The organism is Brevundimonas aurifodinae, assembly GCF_040195595.1.
Lineage (GTDB): Bacteria > Pseudomonadota > Alphaproteobacteria > Caulobacterales > Caulobacteraceae > Brevundimonas > Brevundimonas aurifodinae.
This window is the reverse complement of record NZ_JBEGDD010000003.1, coordinates 132967-149935: the sequence shown is the minus strand read 5'-3', so window position 1 is coordinate 149935 and position 16969 is coordinate 132967. Positions and strand designations below refer to the sequence as shown.

Sequence of the window (16969 nt, the reverse complement as noted above, 5' to 3'; positions counted from 1 at the left end):
GAGCGTGGGCGTCGCCCTAACGGGCAGGGAGCAGCCGGAGGAACTCGGCGTCTGACCAATGGGCGCGTTGGCCTGAGACGGCCTCCATGATGCCTGCGGCCTGTCGAACGACCACTGTGTTCCGCTCCGGGATCAGATACAGCCTCTGATTTCCGGCGCCCGCCGCCATCCGGACGTCGGGCAGGCCGTCGAACTCGCCCGGCAGGCCAGTGAGCGCGCCGAATGGGCTAGGCGGGACCAATCCCGGCCGCAACAACCACCAGGTGAGGCCATAGCCCGGATTCATTCTGGTCCCTGCGAAACAGGCGGCCAGGGCGTCAGGATCGACGAGCGGGACGCCGTTCAAACGGCCGCCCCCCATAACAAAGCCGCCAAACCGCGCCCAGTCTTGGGCCGTCAAGCGCGCGCCGGACGGCAGGTTGGGCTGGTCTTCCTGGCGCGTCCAGCCCCCCGGTCGAATGCCGATCGGGTCCAGCAAGCGCTCGCTCATATAGTTGTAGACGTTGTTCGATCGGCCGTCGGCGACCAGTTTGCGGCGAACGATTTCGCCGAACACCTGAAACGGGCCGCCGCTGTAGCGAAACACTGTATCGGGCGCTGCGATGACCGGGCTTTCGAGGGACGCCGCATAGGTCGGGGGGCGACCGCGGTCGCCGCCGGCGATCCCGCTGGTGAGGGTCAGCAGGGTTCGGATCGTCGCCGCGGTCTTGGTCGGATCCTGCCGCCATTCTGGGAGGGTCTCGGCGCAGTGCTCATCGAGCGTGAGCAGACGGTCTTGAACCAGCGCGGCGGCGAGAACGCCACAGAAGCTTTTGGTCCCGCTGGCCAACTCGTGCGGTCGGGTCGCCGCGCCACCGTTCGGATAATCCTCCGCTATGACGGCGCCGTCTTGAACGACCAGAAACGATATGCCCCGCGCGGCCGCCGAGTAGGCCTTGGCCGCCTCGAACGCCGACGAAGCGAGCGCTTTTCCGTCAAGCGAGGCTAGCGAGATCGCACCGGCGGCCGTGCCCGCTGCGATCAAGCGACGTCGGGTCAGAGGCATGGCGACGTCTCCAGTCAGTGTCTCCCACGCCATTGTTCGTCCTTTCCGTAGTCGGCCGACGCGCTTTCGTCTTCTCGACCCGGGTCGATTTCAGGGAATGCGACCCAAGGCTTTGGCGAGGAAGGTTTCGTCCGACCACGCTGAACCGCCCCCGACACCAGAGTTGAGTGGGGCATAGCGGACGATGGTTAGCCCCAGGGATGGGATCACATAGAGCCGCTGTTTGCCTGTGCCTGCGGCCATGGCCATGTCTGCAGGGGCGCTAGGGGCAATCTGGCCGGAAGGCCCCGCGCGACCATCTTCAGGGATGCGGTCCAGCGGTCCGATGGTGTCGCCCACCGGCCGGTTCAACCACCATGTCAGCCCATAGCCGGCATAGGCGGCGTTGGGAAAGGTGAGACACCGCTGGAAGCGGTCGGCGTCCAGGACGCGCCGACCCTGCCACGCCCCGTTTTGAACCGCGAGTTGCCCGTACTTCAGCCAATCGCGCGCCGTCATGTTGGCACCACCGGCCATCTGCGGGTTGGCCACGCGATCGCGCTGCCAACTGCTGACGACCAAACCGATGGGATCGAAGACACGCCGCTGCAAGTAGGCGATCGGATCTTCACCTGCTGCCCGACGCTCGAAGATCGCAGCATAGGCCTGAAAGACGAGGGGATCATAGATGAACGTCTCACCGGGTGCGTAGGTCGCCGGATCGGTGTTGATCGCCTGAGTATAGGTGTCGAGGTTCTGGACATTTGTGGCAGAGTAATTGGGATCGCCGGTCATGCCTGCTTGCAGGCTGAGAAGGTCACTGATCTTGATCCGGCTTTTGTTCGGGTCGGTCGTCCACTCAGGTAAATACACCGAGGCCAAGTCGTCGATCTTGACCAATCCGTCCGTTTCCGCCGCTACGGCAAAGGCGCAACTGAAGCTCTTTGTGCCGCTTGCCAAGGGATTGGGACTGGTTTGGCTGAAGCTGGACGCATACTGCTCGAACACGATCAGGCCATCGCGCATGATCACCACAGCGTTGCCCGAAAGGGTGTTGGAATAGGCCGCGGCGGACTGATAGGCCGCCGTTTCCGCAGCCGTCGGCAAGCGAGCGGTGCGGGCCGTGATCGCCGGCGTCACCGCCGAGAGGTCTCCGCCTGCATCCCGTGCGACCAGCGTTAGGGTGTATTCGGCGCCTTCCTGCAAGCCGGTCAGCACCGTCTGGGTCGCTGGAGCGTTCACCACGATCGTCTGGGTCGCGCTGCTTCCGGAGATGTTGAACGTCAGGAGGTAGGCCGCCAGATCGCTCTCGGTGTTGGCGGTCCATCCGACTTCCAACTGCCCTCGCGAAGGCGTCGCTAGCAATCCCTTCGGCGTTGCAGGAGCTCCACTGGGCGGGGGCGGGGGCGGGGGCGGGGGCGGGGATGGCGGCGGAGCAGGCGGGGGCTCGGTCGAGCTTGTTGGAGAACCGCCGCTTCCTCCGCATCCTGCCAAGCCGACGGTCGCAATCAACACATAGGCTATGGCGGCCAAGCGGGGGGACCGCCCCTGACGCGGGGACGCTGTTTTGGAAGTCATGAGTTCGCATGTCCGCTTGATTGTCGACATCTCTTCCACGGTTGGACCCGCCGCGCCTGTCGGTCTGTTTTTCGATGTTTGGTCAACGTTGAACGCGCTTGAGTGAGCGCTGCCTGGTTGTGATTGCTTGCGGGTCAGAGCACATTAGATTGTCGACAAATATTCGGATTTCGCAATGGACTTCAGATTCTCTGACCGCGCCCTGCACTGGCAGGAGCGGGTGACCAGCTTCCTAGACGGGACCGTCCTGCCCCGCGCGGCCGACTACTGGGCCGAGGTCCATGCCGACGCCACGCGCCAGCCGCCGACCATGGAGGCGCTCAAGGCCGAAGCGCGCGAAGCCGGGCTGTGGAACATGTTCCTGCCTGGCGATCACGGTGCCGGTCTGACCAACCTGGAGTATGCGCCGCTCGCCGAGGCCATGGGCAGGGCGGGCCTGTGGACGCCCGAGGTGTTCAACTGCAACGCTCCCGACACCGGCAATATGGAAGTGCTCCATATGTACGGGAACGCGGCTCAACAGGAGCGCTGGCTGACGCCCCTGATGGCCGGCGAGATTCGCTCGGCCTTCCTGATGACCGAGCCCGAGGTCGCCTCGTCGGACGCCACCAACATCCAGACCTCGATCGTGCGCGACGGCGACCACTACGTCATCAACGGCCGCAAATGGTGGTCCACCAACATGGCCCACCCGAACGTCGCCATCGCCATCGTCATGGGCAAGACCGACACGGGTGCCGCGACGCACCAGCAGCAGTCCCAGGTCCTGGTGCCGACCGACACGCCCGGCTTCCGCGTCGAGCGGATGCTCACCGTGTTCGGCTATGACGAAAAGCCCATCGGCCACGCCGAGGTCGTCCTCGACAACGTCCGCGTCCCCGTCGAGAACCTGATCGCGGGCGAGGGGAGGGGTTTCGAGATCGCGCAAGGGCGCCTCGGGCCCGGCCGCATCCACCACTGCATGCGCGTGATCGGCTGCGCCGAGCGGGCGCTGGAGCTGATGTGCGAACGGCTGCTGAACCGCACGGCCTTCCGCAAGCAGATCGCCGAGCATTCGGTCTGGGAACAGCGCGTCGCCGACGCCCGCACCAACATCGAGATGTGCCGCCTGATGGTTTTGAAGGCCGCCTGGATGATCGACCAGGCCGGGGCCAAGAACGCCAAGTCCGAGATCGCCCAGATCAAGGTCGCGGCCCCGCGCATGGCGCTAAACATCATCGACGACGCCATCCAGGCCTTCGGTGGGGCGGGCGTGTCGGGTGACACGGTGCTGGCGGAGATGTACGCCACGGTCCGCACATTGCGCATCGCCGATGGCCCCGACGAGGTCCACAACCGCACCATCGCGCGGCTCGAGTACGCCAAGCACGGGGAACGGCCGGTCCACTAACGGCACCGGCCGAACGACCCTTAAACTGTCGAGGAGATCTGTCATGTCGAGTGTCGAGACGCTGTTCGCCATTGCGGCCTACGACCATCCTGGCTCTGGCGCAGTGCGGAGCGAGAACCGGATGGCCCATCTTGCGTACGTGGGTCGGCATCTCGATCGCCTTCGCCTCGCCGGACCGTTCGTGGATCCCAGCGGCCAGCTGTGCGGGTCGTTGATGATCGTTGCGATGTCGCTCGCGGAGGCTCAGCAGTTCTCGGCCGAAGACCCCTACACGCGCGCTGGTCTCTTCGGTGAGGTCCGCATCACCGCCTGGTCGCCCGTTGTGGGGCCGCTCGCGCCGACCGGCTAGGGTCGGGCGCGTAGCCGGAGGCCACCAGTCGGCGCAGGGTCTCGGCCTGGACGACATGGACGCTTTCGCGCGCGGCCGCGTCAACCGCGTCGCCATCGCGCGCCAAGAAGGCTGCCCGCGCCTTTTGCCAGCAGGCGCCCACGCGGTCGATATAGACGGGCATGTCACGACCGACCTGGGCGTAATGCCAAGCCGCGCGACGGTAGGCGCTCTCTACCATGTCGGTGACGTGAGCGTTCCCGGCCGCCTCCAGGATCGCGCGGGTCAGCCGCGCCCCTTCCTCAAGGAGACGGCGGCCGGCCGTCCCGTCCTCGATCAACGCCAACACCGTATCCAGTTCATCAATGATCGCCTGGATCGCTGTGTCGGTGCCGTTCAAGCAGGCCAGACGGCTCGCCAAGCCCATGAGCGAGGCCCGGATTTCAAACTCCGACTGGATTTCCGCCAAGGTGATGATCGCCACGCGCGCGCCTCGGCGATCTCGCGTTTCCACAAGCCGTTCGTCCGCGAGCGCCGCCAGTGCTTCTCGCACCGGGCCCCGACTGGTCCCAAATCGGGCGGCCAGCTGAGTTTCCAAGAGGGGTTCTCCAGGGCGGAGCAAGCCGCCCAGGATATCGCGTCGAAGATCGTCGTGAAGGCGTGCCGCAATAGGGCCGACAGGTCGATAACGGGTGGGTGGAGGCGTCATTCTACCCTCCTGTATTCACCACATGCCCGTCTTCGCCAACTGGGCTCACGCAAAGGAGGCCCAATCGTCCGTCAACCATTGTCGACAAAAACTGTTGCATTGTCATTCAGGAGTGACAAAGTCCGCGCCAAGGCCGGTCTTGGCTGGCGGGCGCAGACCCGCGCACAGGGGAGGGTAGACAATGAAGATGGCTCATGGAGTCGTCGGCTTCACGCTGAGCGCCGTGGCCGCGAGCGCGGCCCAGGCGCAGGCGCAGACGCGGATGCAGACGGAACAAGAACCCTTCACCGTTGATGAAGTCGTGGTCACTGCCCAGAGGCGGGCGCAGACCCTTCGCGATGTCCCGATCGCGGTGACGGCGATCAACGGCGACCGGCTTGAGGCTGCGGGCGTCCGCGATCTCAAGGATCTGCAGATTCTCGTTCCCTCGCTCACCCTCACCCAGACCAACAGCGAAGAAGGTGGGACCTCGATCCGCATTCGCGGCGTTGGCACCTCGGGCAACAATGCCGGTCTTGAGGCGGCCGTCGGGGTGTTTCTGGACGGCGTCTACCGGAGCCGGTCGGGTGTCGCCATGGGCGACCTCATCGACATCGCCAGGATCGAGGTGCTTCGCGGTCCGCAAGGCACCTTGTTTGGTCGCAATACCTCGTCCGGAGCGATCTCCGTCACGACGCGCGGGCCGGAATTCACACGCTCGGCCTTTATCCAAGGCACCCTTGCAAACTACGACGGCCGCACGGTCGATGCGATGGTGACCGGTCCGCTCTCCGATACGCTGGCCTTCCGCCTCAATGTCGGCGCGAGCCAACGCGACGGCTTTTTCGACGATGTCGTGACGGGGGCGACCTACAACGACCGCGACCGTTACACTGTACGGGGCCAGGTGCTGTATCGCCCGTCCGACGACGCCTCTTTGAGGTTAATCGCAGACTATGCGCGACGCGATGAGGCCTGCTGCGTCGCGGCCTTTTCCGCCATCGGTCCGACCTCGCGAGCGGCCGAGGCCTTGGGCGCGGTCTTCCCAACCCTTGATCCCTACGACCGTCAGGTCGCACTGGACCGCCCGATCGTGTCCGAAGGTGAGGACGCGGGCCTATCGGCCGAGCTGGTCCTGTCTCGCGCCTGGGGTCAGCTGACCGCGATCACCGCCTATCGGGATTTTTCGAGCGCTCAGGCCTACGATTTTGATTATGGCAGCGCGGACATCGCCTATGCGCCGAATGCCGCGCTTGATGTCCGACTGATCTCCCAAGAGGTCCGCCTCAACGGACAATCCGATAGGCTCGACTGGCTGGTCGGCGGTTATGTCGCCGGCGAAACCATCGACCGTGAGGACAGTCGCCTGTTCGGGGCAGACCTGGCTCCACTGTTCCGGGTCCCGGCCGCCTTCCTGCCGGCTGGCCAAGGCTCGCTGAGCGAACGCTACAGGCAGGAGTCGTTCAACGCCTCGGTCTTCACCCACAACACCGTCGCCCTGTCCGACCTCTGGTCCCTGACGGCGGGGTTGCGCCTAACCTATGAAGAGAAGCAGGCGACCGGCACCTTTGTGACCAATAGTCCCGGTTGCCCCGCTCTGCCGCTGCTGTGTCGGGTTCCGGATTTCGACGTGACGACCGAAGAGACCGAGGTCTCGGGCGTCATCAACCTCGCCTACCGGCTGGCGGAGCGGACCCGGACCTATGTCAGCTACAGCCGGGGCTATAAGGGCGGCGGCGTCAATCTCCAGCGCGAATCCGCTGTGGTGGTACTGAACAACGCGACCCTGGTCGGGGATCCGACCTTCGAGCCGGAGTTCGCCGATTCGTTCGAGGCGGGCCTCAAGACCGAGCTTTTCGCACGGCGGCTGTCCGTCAATCTGGCCGCCTTCTACACGCGTTTCACCGATTTTCAGAGCTTACGCTTCGTCAACGGGATCACCTCTCAGGTGATCAATGCGCCCAGTGCGGTCTCGCGCGGCGTCGAGGTGGACGCATCCGCGCGGCTTGCGTCCTGGCTCGCCGCGACGCTTTCGGTGGGTTATGTCGACGCGGCCTACGGCGACGATCTTGTCGACAGCACGGACCCTGTTATTCGCAGCCTCGCCGACCGGCGCATCGAGAACGCGCCGCTCTGGACTCTGTCGAGCTCGCTGGACGCAGAGCGGAACCTCTCGGACGGCCTGAAACTCACCGCTTCGGCCAGCGCGCGCTACCAGAGCAGCACGATCACCGCCAGCGATCCCTCCGTGCCGGGTCGGCAGGCCGCCTACACCCTGGTCAATGCGAGAGTGGGACTTTGGCGTCAGGACGACCGGCTGGGGCTTGAAGTCTGGGCCAACAATCTGTTCGACGCCGACTATCACACCCTGTCCTTCCCCGTTCCGGTCCAGGCCGGCACCCTCGGCCTCTACCTCGGCGACCCTCGGACCTATGGCGTCACCCTGAAGGCCGCGTTCTGAGCCATGAATTCGCTCACGGTCACCGATCTCAGATCCGCCAAACCTTGGGGAGTCGGCCCTTCGTCCTTGGACCGCCCCGGAGGGTTGCGATGACCTTGTCGCGTCGGGCGGTCATTGCGGGCCTCGGCGGCGGATTGACACTGGCGGCGAGCGCCTCGCACGGAGCCCAGACCCTGTGGCCGGCTCTCGATGCGGTGGCGTGGCACCCGGATATCCCGTGGCCGGCTCGTTCTGGCCAACGCAGCATCTCCGTCTCCTTAGCAGTCCCGCGGGCACCCGGCCCGCATCCGGTCGTGATCTATTCCCACAGCGGGGGAGGGGCGGGTTCCGTTAAGCCGCTGCTCCCCTTGTCGTGGGCGGCCGCCGGGTTCGTCTGCATCGCGCCCACCCACGCCGACTCGACCTGGATCGATCCGAACGCTGCGGATCGGTCAGCTCCGCCGCCGATCCCTCTTGCGGTGGGACGCACAGGGGAGGGCGACCCCCGCTTCTACCTCGACCGGATCGCCGACATCACCGGGATCCTCGACACGCTGACACAACAGACGATCTGGCCCCGCGCATTGCGGGACCAAGTCGATCCCGGCCGGATCGCCATGGCCGGACATTCACTGGGCGCCTATACGACCCAGCTCCTGGCCGGGGTGACCGTGGTCGATGCATCGAGGGCGATACAGCGGTTCCGGGATCCGCGGATTCAGTCGGTGGTTCTTCTCTCTGGCCAAGGGCCCGGCGTTCAGGGTTTGACGGACAGCTCCTGGGACGAGGTGGATCTGTCTCTCCTGAATGTGACCGGCTCGCTGGATCGGGGCGCCCAAGGCCAGGGACCCGAGTGGAAGCAGCAACCCTTCGAACGAAGCCCGGAACGCGGCTCGCCGCTTTATGACCTGTTTGTTCCCGGTGCCCACCACAGCGCCCTCACGGGGCCGCTGGTCGCCCCAGGTGTCCAGCCCGGGGGGCGTCGGCGCGAGGCCGCGCCCGAGCCGCGCTTGCCAGGTTCGGTGAACGCCGAAGCGGCCGCGCGAACGGTCGCCGCCGTTTCCACACTGTTTCTGAGGGCGACACAGCTTGGCGACAGAGCCGCCACCGATATCCTCAACGCCTCCGCAGAACTGGACGCTCACCTCGCCGCCCGTGGGGGCGCTCCGGCGCTCCTGCGTCGAAAGGGAGGGGCACGATGATCGCGATCGCCTTTGCGGCTCTGCTCCAGCTCGCGTCGTCGCCCGTTGAGGCCGCGCTGCCGACGCCCTGTCTGCAAGGCGTCGCGGCGGAGGCCGAAGGTCTGGATGGCCTCGCGCGGTCCCTCTACGGGCTGTGCCGCGACCAGCTGGGCGCAGAGAGCTCGATCTGGGCTGGCTTGGCCGCCAATGCCGCCTTGGTGGATGCGCGCCTGGGGATCGCAACCGCCCTCGATGGACCGGCATCGACAGAGCCAAACCCTTCTGAAGCCCAAGCCTATGCCGTCGCCCTCGCGATGGCTTACCGCGGCGATTTCGCGCAAGCACACGATGCGGCGGCGGCCATCGCTGCGGACGCCGTCGACGCCAACGTCAGGACAATGGCCGTCACGCTTAAGACGGAACTGTCGCTCGCGATGGGCCGCTGCGACGGCGGATCTTCGGTCTCGACGGGGTCGACTCCACGCGTGCTTGCGGCGCACGCCTTCGCCTTGTGGTGTGCTGGCGATCTCGAGGCGGCTGCGAAGGCCTTCGACACGGCCCAAGCCGCGAACCCAGCCGACAGAATCCTTGCTGCCGCTCGTGACAGCCTCTCGAGAGCCAAGCCCGGGCACACAGCCTCCGAATCTCCGGCTCCGGTTTGCGCTAGGGCGTTTCAGGACGCCGACCCCAGCCGCGCGCTGCCGTCAGAGCGTGTCGCCGACATCTATCGCTGTTTGTTCCGTGCGCCCTAGGTGTGGGGATCGCGCACGGCCCTGCTTACCCGAGGGCGGCGAGAGAGACGAGCGAGGGGTGACGCCGAAGACCGGCCCGCCGCCGCCGCGACGCGTCGGTCTCCTCAGTGACCCGAGGGCTTACTGCTGGCTTCCCCGCCGCTGCTGAAAGCGCTGGCGCAGAGCGCTACGATCTTCAGCGCTCATGCCCTCGAGGCGTGTGCGCATCTGAGCCTGACGGGCCTCGCGTTGTTCCGGCGTCAGGTTCTGTCGACGCTCTTCGAGCCGCGAACGGGCTGCGGCCTGCTGCTCTGGGGTTGCCGATTGCAGACGGGCCTGACGTTCCGTGCGCTGGGCAGCGCGCTGTTCCGGGGTCATGGCGTTCCACTGCGCCCGGGCGGCCTCCAGCTGCTGGGTGGTGTAGTCGGGGGCTGTTTGGGCCGTGACGCTGGACGCCACGGCCACCGTCGCGAGGATCGTGAGCACAGCGGCGGTGACGAGGGAGGGTTTGATCATGAGACGTCTCCTAATCGGACAGAGCGCGGTGGTTCTGAAGGGGGCTCAGATGCGCTCCTCCAAGACACGCACCGACACGGACATCCTGTCGCGGGGTCAGCGCTTTCTGCGCGAAGCGCTCTGTCCCTCTTGAGATCGTCATGGGGCGAGCGGTCTAGATCGGATCGAGGGGGTCGAAGAAACGCATCTCGATCGAGCCGTCCAGAACCTCATCCTGGCGCGCGATGAAGTCCACAAGGTAGGGGCGGGCGAAATGGGCGTCCAGCGCTTCGCGCGAGGTCCAGCGCTCGAAGATCAAGAACTGCCTTGGATCCGTCTGCGATTGATGCAGACGATAATCGAGGCAGCCCGGCTCCTCCAGCGTGGGGGCCACGAGGGCCAGCAGGCGGGTCTTCATTGCTTCGGCCTGGATCGGCTTGGCGCGGATCTCGGCGATCAGGGAGAACTCGGTCATGAGATAGGGCTCGCGGTTGGGGAGTGGATTTCCGATTTCAGCGGCAGCGAGGATCGGACGCCGGATCTGAGGCAACCGGTGGCGATCGGTCGGCGGGATCGAGGTCGCCCAGATACCGCAGTCCGCCCTCGGTGACCGGGCGAACGAGGGCGCGATCGAACATGGCGAACAGAGCCACGGTGTAGGGTTGCTGGAAGTGGCTTTCCAGCGCGCCGGCGCTGCGCCAGACCTCATACAGGACGTAATGACTTGGGGACTCGACCACCCGGTGGATGTTGAACGTTACATTTCCGGGCTCCAGACGAGAACAATGCGTGGAGCGGGCGAAGGCGGTCTCGAACTCGGCCTCGAGGCCTGGCTTGACCTCGAAATCTACGACGAGGACGACCTCGCCGTTCGGATGGGTGGCGCTGACGGGAACCTGCGCCGCTCCGGGCAGGGCGATGGCCGTGAGAGCGGCGATGGCGAGAAGCGTTCTGAACATGAGGAACTCCTTGGATGGGGCGGAAGCGTTCAGTCGCAGGCGATCGCGAGCTTGCCGAAATGGCCGCCGCGAGCCTGGAATTCGTAGGCGCCGCGCGCCTCCTCGAAGGGGAAGACGCGATCGACCACCGGGCGGAGCCGGAGGGTTTCGACCGCCCGCAGCATGTCGCGGAAATCGGCGACCGAGCCGGTGTTGTTGCCCTTGAGGGTCAGCGTCTTTCCAAGGATCGGAAAGACGGGCGCGGTGATTACACCGCCGGTGAGAAAACCGATCACGAAGACCACGCCGCCAATCGCGGCGGCCTCGAGCGACGCCGCGAAGGTCTCGGCTCCGCCGGTCTCGATGATCAGATCGCCCCCGCGGCCTTGGGTCAGCCGCTTCACCTCGGACGCCCAGTCGGGGGTGGTCCGGTAGTTGAGGGTCTCGTCGGCCCCCAGGGCGCGCGCCCGTTCCAGCTTGGCGTCTGACGAGGAGGTGATGATCACCCGCGCGCCCGCCGCCTTGGCGAACTGAAGCGCCAGAAGACTGACGCCACCCGTGCCCTGCAACACCACGACGGAACCCGGTCGCACCCGGCCCGCGCGCACGGCGTTCCAGGCGGTGGTGCCCGCGATGGGCAGGGCGGCCGCCTCGACCACGGAGAGGTGAGCCGGCGCTCGGGCGGCTCCAGCGGCCGGGACGACGACGAAGTCGGCCAGGGAGCCTGGGGCGGTGACCCCGCGGATCATCGCGATGGCCTCCGGGGTCATCGTTCCCCCCTGCCACTGTGGCATCAGATGGGGAATGATCCGGTCACCGGGGTTGAACCCGGCAACGCCTTCTCCGACAGCCTCGACCGTGCCGGCCCCGTCGGTCACGGGGATCAGGGGGAAGGCCGGCACAGGGAAATGGCCGGAGGCGACGGCGAGATCCAGAAAGTTCAGACTGGCCGCCCCGAGGCGGATCAGAATCTCGCCGGGTCCGGCCGTCGGTCGTGGCATATCCACGCGGACAAGGGCGTCCAGGGTCGGAGCGGTCAGGTGATAGGCGCGCATGGCCTTGTCTCCAGACAAGAAAAAGGGAGATCAGGCGACGCTGTAGCCGCCGTCGGCGAGCAGGCCGTGGCCCGAAAGGAAGGCGGCGTCGTCGCTGGCGAGAAAGGCGACCACCCGCGCCATCTCTTCCGCGGTCCCCGCGCGCCCGGCCACGGTGCCTTCGGCGAAGGCGGCCTTGGCCTCCGCGCTCGGCCAGATCCGGTCCTGGAACGGCGTATCGATGATGCCGGGGCACAGGGCGTTGACGCGAACACCGCGGGCAAACCATTCGAGCGCCGCGGTCTTGGTCAGGCCGAGGACCGCATGTTTTGAGGCGATGTAGGGGGCGGCGTTCTGGAAGCCGATGACCCCTCCCATCGAGGCATTGTTGATGATCACCCCGGCGCCTTGCTCCAGCATGACCCGGCCCTCATGACGCATGGCGTTGAAGACCCCGCGCACATTGGCCTCGAAGACCAGATCGAAGGTTCGGTCGTCTTGGTCGAGGAAAGGGGCGAAATGTCCTTCGGTGCCTGCGTTGTTGAAGGCGATGTCAATCCGGCCGTAGCTGGCGCGGGTCTCGGCGATCAGGCGAGACAGATCCGCATCGTGGGTGACGTCGCAGGGCAGGGCGGTGGCGTCGAGCCCTTCGTCCCGGAGACCGGCAGCGAGTGTTTCGATCTCGGCGCGCCGTCGGGCGCTGACGACGACGGCGGCCCCCCGGCGGGCGAGTTCGATCGCAGCGGCCCGTCCGATGCCCGAGCTCGCGCCGGTCACAATAGCGACCTTGCCGAGCAGCGTTTGGGGGTAGCGGTTATCCGCGGCGACAAATGCGGCGGGAGCGAGAGCGTTCATGAGAGCCTCCGTAAGGTTCGGATTGACGTTGGCTGCTTAAAGCGCGGGGTCGCGCCGATCATGACCCGGCGCGGCATGTCACTCTTGACCCGCACGCAACAATCTTGTCGCTTGCCGTCTCATGGCCGCCGAGCTTCAGGAACTCTCGACTTTCGTCGCCGTGGTCCGGCATTCCAGTTTCGCGCGGGCGGCAGAAGATCTCGCGCTCACGCCCTCGGCCGTCAGCCGCATGATCGCACGGCTCGAAGCCAAGCTGAACGTTCGCCTCATCCAGAGGACCACCCGCCGGCTCGCCCTGACCGAAGCCGGCGCAGTCTTTCACGCCCGCGCCCAGCAACTCCTCGCCGATCTGGCAGAAGCCGAGGCCGAGGCAACCGCCACGACGGTGCGGGCGGCTGGCGTCCTTCGGATCAGTGCTCCCGTGGTTTTCGGGCGTCTCTATCTGGCGCCGGTGGTCTCGGAACTGCTCGCCGTCAATCCCGCTCTCTCGGTCGACGTGACCTTGACGGACCGCTGGGTGGATCTGGTGGAAGAGGGTGTGGACCTCGCGATCCGGATCGGAGCTCTCGCGGATTCGCAACTCGTGGCGCGAAAACTCTGCGCCAATCAGCGCTGGCTCGTCGCCAGTCCCGACTACCTCGCCAGGGCTGGCGTCCCGGTTCGCATCGAGGAACTAACCGCCCACGCCTGCATCGCGTTTTCCGCGATGCCTCAGCCAACAGTCTGGAGCCTCGTGGGGCCGAAGGGGCCCGAGACCGTGACGTTCACGCCCCGCTTGTTCGTCAACAACGGCGATCTGGGTATTGCCGCCGCGCGCGCCGGGATGGGAATCTCTCTGGGCGCTCTTTTCGTGGTGGCTGAGGATCTCCGGGCCGGCCGCCTTGTCCGCGTGCTGCCGGAGTATGCCTTCAAGCCGACCGACGTCCATGCGGTTTTCCCGTCGGCAAAACACCTGTCCGTCAAGGTTCGCGTGGCGGTCGACGCCCTGAGGCGCGCTTTTGCCCCTCCGCTGCCCTGGGATCGACTGCCACCCTGATCCAAAGGTCATTGTTCAGCGCCGCGGGCGATGCCGACTGTTAGACCTCGGAGCGCTGTGCTCGGACAAAAAAGGCGGCGGCGGTCGCTCGGACCGCCGCCGCCTCGCATCGCCCTCAGCTGTCGAGTCTCCCGGGGTAAGAGACGCCAGCGCGGAGAGCGGCCGTCTTCGTGACGGCGGACGCCCGCGGGCAGGGATGATGGCCGCGATCCGTCAGAGGCGGCATTTCGCACACCTCCATGGCTAACACGTGCGAGCCGGACAAACCCGTTGCACCTCGAGCGAGTTTAGAAGGCGCGGCGGATGGTTGCCGACAATAGGGTATAACCGTTCGGCTCTAGACCCGCAGACCGGATGAGGCCGATATCGAGCCGCGTTTTCGGATCCGTCTTGATGCCGGCCATCAGGCCGAGTTCTCCCCAAGTTTCGGCGACGGCGTCCGAGCTCGCCCGAAACGCCTGTCCGCTGGGATCGCGGTCGTCCAGCCGTCCATCCGCGGCGGCGTTCTCGGCGACGACGACCGATCCATAGACGCTCACCGTCGTGCGCGCGGTGAGCGCGCGAGAGGCGGTGACCCCGAAGGTGCCGGTCAGACCGGATTGACGATCAATCCGATCCAGGGTCGCGTCGCCGCGCTCCAGGCGCCGCGTCGTGTCCAGGGCGGCCCACTCCACTGTGACGAACGGCGAAATCAGCCAGACGTCGGCGACCTCCAGATCCAGCGTGCCGGTCGCGCCGATCAACAGGGAGTCGCCCGTCGCCGAGGCGCGAAGGCCCCCCTGCGGTCCAGCCGTGACGGTGTCGAAGCGGCGCGTGCCATAGGCGGCCTGGCCCTCTAAAAGCAGCGGACCGAATTGGCGTCCCGCCGATAGACTGACGGTCACCGTCCGTTTCGGGCCATTCAGGCGGACGGCCGCCGGGTTCTCGACCCAGGACAGGCCCACCCGTTGAAAGCTGACGCCGGCCTCGCGGCGCAGACCGACCGTGCCATACCTTTGGGGATCGCTCTCGGACCCGTCCACGCCGCTCAATCCGCCGCCGCCGCTGATTGACCAGGATGCGGATTGCGGTTCGGATCCCGAGCGCCCAGCATCCTCCATGGCTGGCGAGCCGAGCCCGATCAGACTGAGGAAGGCTAGGCTGATCATCTGTCCCGCTCTTGTTTGGAAGGCTTGTGACGCGCTTGTTCCAGACCCCGAAGAGACAAGCAACACGACCGAGCGACAGGTTTGGATGACATCTGCGTGGAACCAGTTGTCGGCATCCGGGGAGCCACGTGCTGGACGATGATCACAGCCTCGTTCTCCGCGTTGCGCGCGGCGACGAGGCCGCCTTCGCGGGTTTGTTGGGACGGCATGGCCCCGTCATGGTGAGGCTTGCCTACAGAATGCTGGGAGATCGCGCAGAGGCGGAGGACGTGGCGCAAGAAGCGTTCTTGCGTCTGTGGCGCAAGGCGCCGACCTGGCGGGACGGTCCGTCCGGGCCCGGCGGTTGGCTCCAACGCGTCACGATGAATCTCTGTCTTGATCGCCTGCGCCGGCGTCGGTTCGTCGTCGACGGCGCGGCCCCGGAACAAGTCGATCCGGCGGCCAGCACAATCGACCAGCAAAGCCTTATCGAAGCTCGCGCCCAGGTGGCGGCGGCAGTGGGCGGCTTGCCAGCGCGGCAGCGCGCCGCGCTCGTCCTCTGCTATTATGAGGAGCGTTCCAATGCCGAGGCGGCGGCCATCCTCGGAATGAGCGTGAGCGCGGTTGAATCCCTGCTGGCCCGCGCGCGACGCGCGCTACGGAGCATCTTGCGGGCCCAAGGCTTGGAAACCCGAGACGTCATGGAGGCACAGCCATGACCGAGCTTCGCGATCCGCCGAAGCCGATCGCCCTGGACGAGGTTCTGAATCGGTTTGACGCGCCGCAGCCTTCGCCGGAATTCTACACCAGAACCCTTGCCGCAGTGCGCGAAACCCCGCAGCGCCGTCCCCTATCGTGGTCTCGTGTCTTCGGTTGGAAGGCGCTCCTGATCGTCGGGGTGATCGGGGGCGGCGGCCTGGCGGTCGCCGCGACCGGTATCCTGTGGCGATCATCCACCGAAGCGTCGTCATCTTCGGATCTTGTGAAAGATGAGACGGCGACCACCCGACCTGCGGCCCCGCCTCGTCCGGTGGAAACACCCATGGCTCCGTCAGAAGCTTTGGACCCGGTTTGGCAGGACCTGTCACCCCAAAGGCTGACCGAGCTTGAGGCCGCCTACGACGTGTCGAGGCTTGAGCCGCAAGGTCCAATTTCGGCCGGCGCCGCTTCGGAACTGCGGGCGCTCGCCGGTGCGCCGCGGCTCGATCGCCCGCGGTTCGAGGCGGCTCTTGATCGGAACGGTCTGCGTCTGCCGAGGCGACCGGCATCCCAAGGGCCAGTCCCGGCGCGTGAGGTCGACCTCCGCTCGAGGCTCCAGGATCGCCGGGCTTCGATCGAGGCGCGTGATGCGGCCCGTGACCGCACAAGAACCGGCTCTTCCCCGGCTGGACCGACAGTCCCGCCCGATCTGGGACCCGCGGTCGGTTTGGAGACGCTGGTCGACGCGCGATCCCAGCCCGCCGGCGCGGAGAACGGGCTGAGCGCGGCGGCGCGTCCGACCAACCGAGACGATCCGGTCGGACCCGTCGATCTGGAGCGTTTTCGTGCGCTCGACAGGGTTGGTCGCAGCGAGACCGCGGCCCCGACAACGCCTGATGCGCCTGCTCGCCCAGACGCGCGCCTTCCCGAGCGTGGGGTTCTCAGCGAACGCCTCGAACGATCCACCAGACCGCAACGGCCGGAACGCCCAGAGCGTCCGCCTCGTGTAAGCCGACCCGGCCGCGAGTGAGGCTTAGCGATCTGCCTTCAGCCGTCTCGGGTCGCAGCTGTCATGATCGGGGCGAGCCGTGATCAAGCAAGGACAGACAGAGGATTCCTGCGGCAAGACATCTCCGATCGACGCTAGCTGGTCGAGGCTCGCGCTGGCCAGCTGTCATCGCAGGGTCTGACGCCTGCACCGTCTGCGTCGGCGTGTGACATCCGCAGGCGCTTGATCGGAGGATACCGCCTTGCCTACTGATCGAACACTGGACAGGAAGACCATCGACGGTTCGTCTGTCCGTTTAGCAGCGAGTGATCCATCGCCTTTACCGGGGGCCTTGACACAGCCAGGCACCATTTCGGCGTGCGATAACCCCATGGGTCAAGCCCGGTCCTGAAGACACGGTCTTGCCGGTACTCGCG

At 66.3% G+C, this 16969-nt stretch carries 17 protein-coding genes and 1 pseudogene; 8 read left to right on the top strand and 10 right to left on the bottom strand.

Annotated features, from left to right (window positions below; translation table 11 throughout):
• Positions 1–16: 16 nt before the first annotated feature.
• Both ABN401_RS04920 and ABN401_RS04915 read right to left on the bottom strand, forming a co-directional pair.
• Positions 17–1045 carry a serine hydrolase domain-containing protein gene (locus ABN401_RS04920; RefSeq protein ID WP_349683716.1) on the bottom strand — a complete coding sequence of 343 codons (1029 nt, stop codon included), beginning with the start codon at positions 1043–1045 and terminating at the stop codon, positions 17–19.
• A 90-nt stretch (positions 1046–1135) separates the two neighbouring features.
• Positions 1136–2602, bottom strand: a complete 1467-nt coding sequence (locus ABN401_RS04915; protein WP_349683847.1) for a serine hydrolase — start codon at positions 2600–2602, stop codon at positions 1136–1138.
• Positions 2603–2777: 175 nt separating this feature from the next.
• On the opposite strand from ABN401_RS04915, the gene ABN401_RS04910 reads away from it, so the two are divergent.
• On the top strand, positions 2778–3992 hold the full coding sequence (locus ABN401_RS04910; protein ID WP_349683715.1) for an acyl-CoA dehydrogenase family protein: 1215 nt from the start codon (positions 2778–2780) through the stop codon (positions 3990–3992).
• 43 nt (positions 3993–4035) lie between these two features.
• On the top strand, positions 4036–4341 hold the full coding sequence (locus ABN401_RS04905; RefSeq protein WP_349683714.1) for a YciI family protein: 306 nt from the start codon (positions 4036–4038) through the stop codon (positions 4339–4341).
• Here the strand turns inward: ABN401_RS04905 and ABN401_RS04900 are convergent.
• Both ABN401_RS04900 and ABN401_RS16320 read right to left on the bottom strand, forming a co-directional pair.
• The gene (locus tag ABN401_RS04900; RefSeq protein WP_349683713.1) at positions 4295–4804 is read right to left on the bottom strand and encodes an FCD domain-containing protein; all 510 of its coding nucleotides are present in this window, start codon (positions 4802–4804) and stop codon (positions 4295–4297) included. The two genes, ABN401_RS04905 and ABN401_RS04900, sit on opposite strands and share 47 nt — an antisense overlap.
• A gap of 9 nt (positions 4805–4813) precedes the next feature.
• Positions 4814–5029, bottom strand: a pseudogene (locus ABN401_RS16320) (winged helix-turn-helix domain-containing protein); the annotation flags it as partial.
• Positions 5030–5210: 181 nt separating this feature from the next.
• Here ABN401_RS16320 and ABN401_RS04895 point away from each other — a divergent pair.
• The 3 genes from ABN401_RS04895 to ABN401_RS04885 all read left to right on the top strand — a co-directional run bounded on the left by ABN401_RS04895 (position 5211) and on the right by ABN401_RS04885 (position 9381).
• Positions 5211–7469 (top strand): TonB-dependent receptor, encoded by a 2259-nt coding sequence (locus tag ABN401_RS04895; protein WP_349683712.1) that lies wholly within the window; start codon positions 5211–5213, stop codon positions 7467–7469.
• Positions 7470–7558: 89 nt separating this feature from the next.
• On the top strand, positions 7559–8650 hold the full coding sequence (locus ABN401_RS04890; RefSeq protein WP_349683711.1) for an alpha/beta hydrolase family protein: 1092 nt from the start codon (positions 7559–7561) through the stop codon (positions 8648–8650).
• Positions 8647–9381, top strand: coding sequence for a hypothetical protein (locus ABN401_RS04885; protein WP_349683710.1), 735 nt, complete (start codon positions 8647–8649; stop codon positions 9379–9381). The genes ABN401_RS04890 and ABN401_RS04885 overlap by 4 nt, the downstream gene beginning before the upstream one ends.
• A gap of 120 nt (positions 9382–9501) precedes the next feature.
• On the opposite strand, the gene ABN401_RS04880 is transcribed toward ABN401_RS04885, so the two are convergent.
• From ABN401_RS04880 to ABN401_RS04860, 5 genes are all read right to left on the bottom strand, one after another.
• Complete coding sequence (locus ABN401_RS04880) at positions 9502–9876, bottom strand: DUF3106 domain-containing protein (protein ID WP_349683709.1); 375 nt, start codon at positions 9874–9876, stop codon at positions 9502–9504.
• A 154-nt stretch (positions 9877–10030) separates the two neighbouring features.
• Positions 10031–10330: a putative quinol monooxygenase gene (locus ABN401_RS04875; RefSeq protein ID WP_349683708.1), complete on the bottom strand. Its 300-nt coding sequence runs from the start codon at positions 10328–10330 to the stop codon at positions 10031–10033.
• A gap of 37 nt (positions 10331–10367) precedes the next feature.
• On the bottom strand, positions 10368–10814 hold the full coding sequence (locus tag ABN401_RS04870) for a putative quinol monooxygenase (RefSeq protein ID WP_349683707.1): 447 nt from the start codon (positions 10812–10814) through the stop codon (positions 10368–10370).
• A gap of 29 nt (positions 10815–10843) precedes the next feature.
• Positions 10844–11848: a zinc-dependent alcohol dehydrogenase family protein gene (locus ABN401_RS04865; protein ID WP_349683706.1), complete on the bottom strand. Its 1005-nt coding sequence runs from the start codon at positions 11846–11848 to the stop codon at positions 10844–10846.
• A 30-nt stretch (positions 11849–11878) separates the two neighbouring features.
• The gene (locus tag ABN401_RS04860; protein WP_349683705.1) at positions 11879–12682 is read right to left on the bottom strand and encodes an SDR family NAD(P)-dependent oxidoreductase; all 804 of its coding nucleotides are present in this window, start codon (positions 12680–12682) and stop codon (positions 11879–11881) included.
• 121 nt (positions 12683–12803) lie between these two features.
• Here ABN401_RS04860 and ABN401_RS04855 point away from each other — a divergent pair, with 121 nt between their 5' ends.
• Positions 12804–13718: a LysR family transcriptional regulator gene (locus tag ABN401_RS04855; protein WP_349683704.1), complete on the top strand. Its 915-nt coding sequence runs from the start codon at positions 12804–12806 to the stop codon at positions 13716–13718.
• 287 nt (positions 13719–14005) lie between these two features.
• On the opposite strand, the gene ABN401_RS04850 is transcribed toward ABN401_RS04855, so the two are convergent.
• Positions 14006–14866, bottom strand: coding sequence for an autotransporter domain-containing protein (locus tag ABN401_RS04850; protein ID WP_349683703.1), 861 nt, complete (start codon positions 14864–14866; stop codon positions 14006–14008).
• A 128-nt stretch (positions 14867–14994) separates the two neighbouring features.
• Between ABN401_RS04850 and ABN401_RS04845 the strand changes: the two genes are divergently transcribed.
• Together ABN401_RS04845 and ABN401_RS04840 are read left to right on the top strand one after the other, a co-directional pair.
• On the top strand, positions 14995–15564 hold the full coding sequence (locus ABN401_RS04845; RefSeq protein ID WP_349683702.1) for an RNA polymerase sigma factor: 570 nt from the start codon (positions 14995–14997) through the stop codon (positions 15562–15564).
• Positions 15561–16574 carry a hypothetical protein gene (locus ABN401_RS04840; protein WP_349683701.1) on the top strand — a complete coding sequence of 338 codons (1014 nt, stop codon included), beginning with the start codon at positions 15561–15563 and terminating at the stop codon, positions 16572–16574. Before ABN401_RS04845 ends, ABN401_RS04840 begins: the two co-directional genes overlap by 4 nt.
• Positions 16575–16969 lie beyond the last annotated feature (395 nt).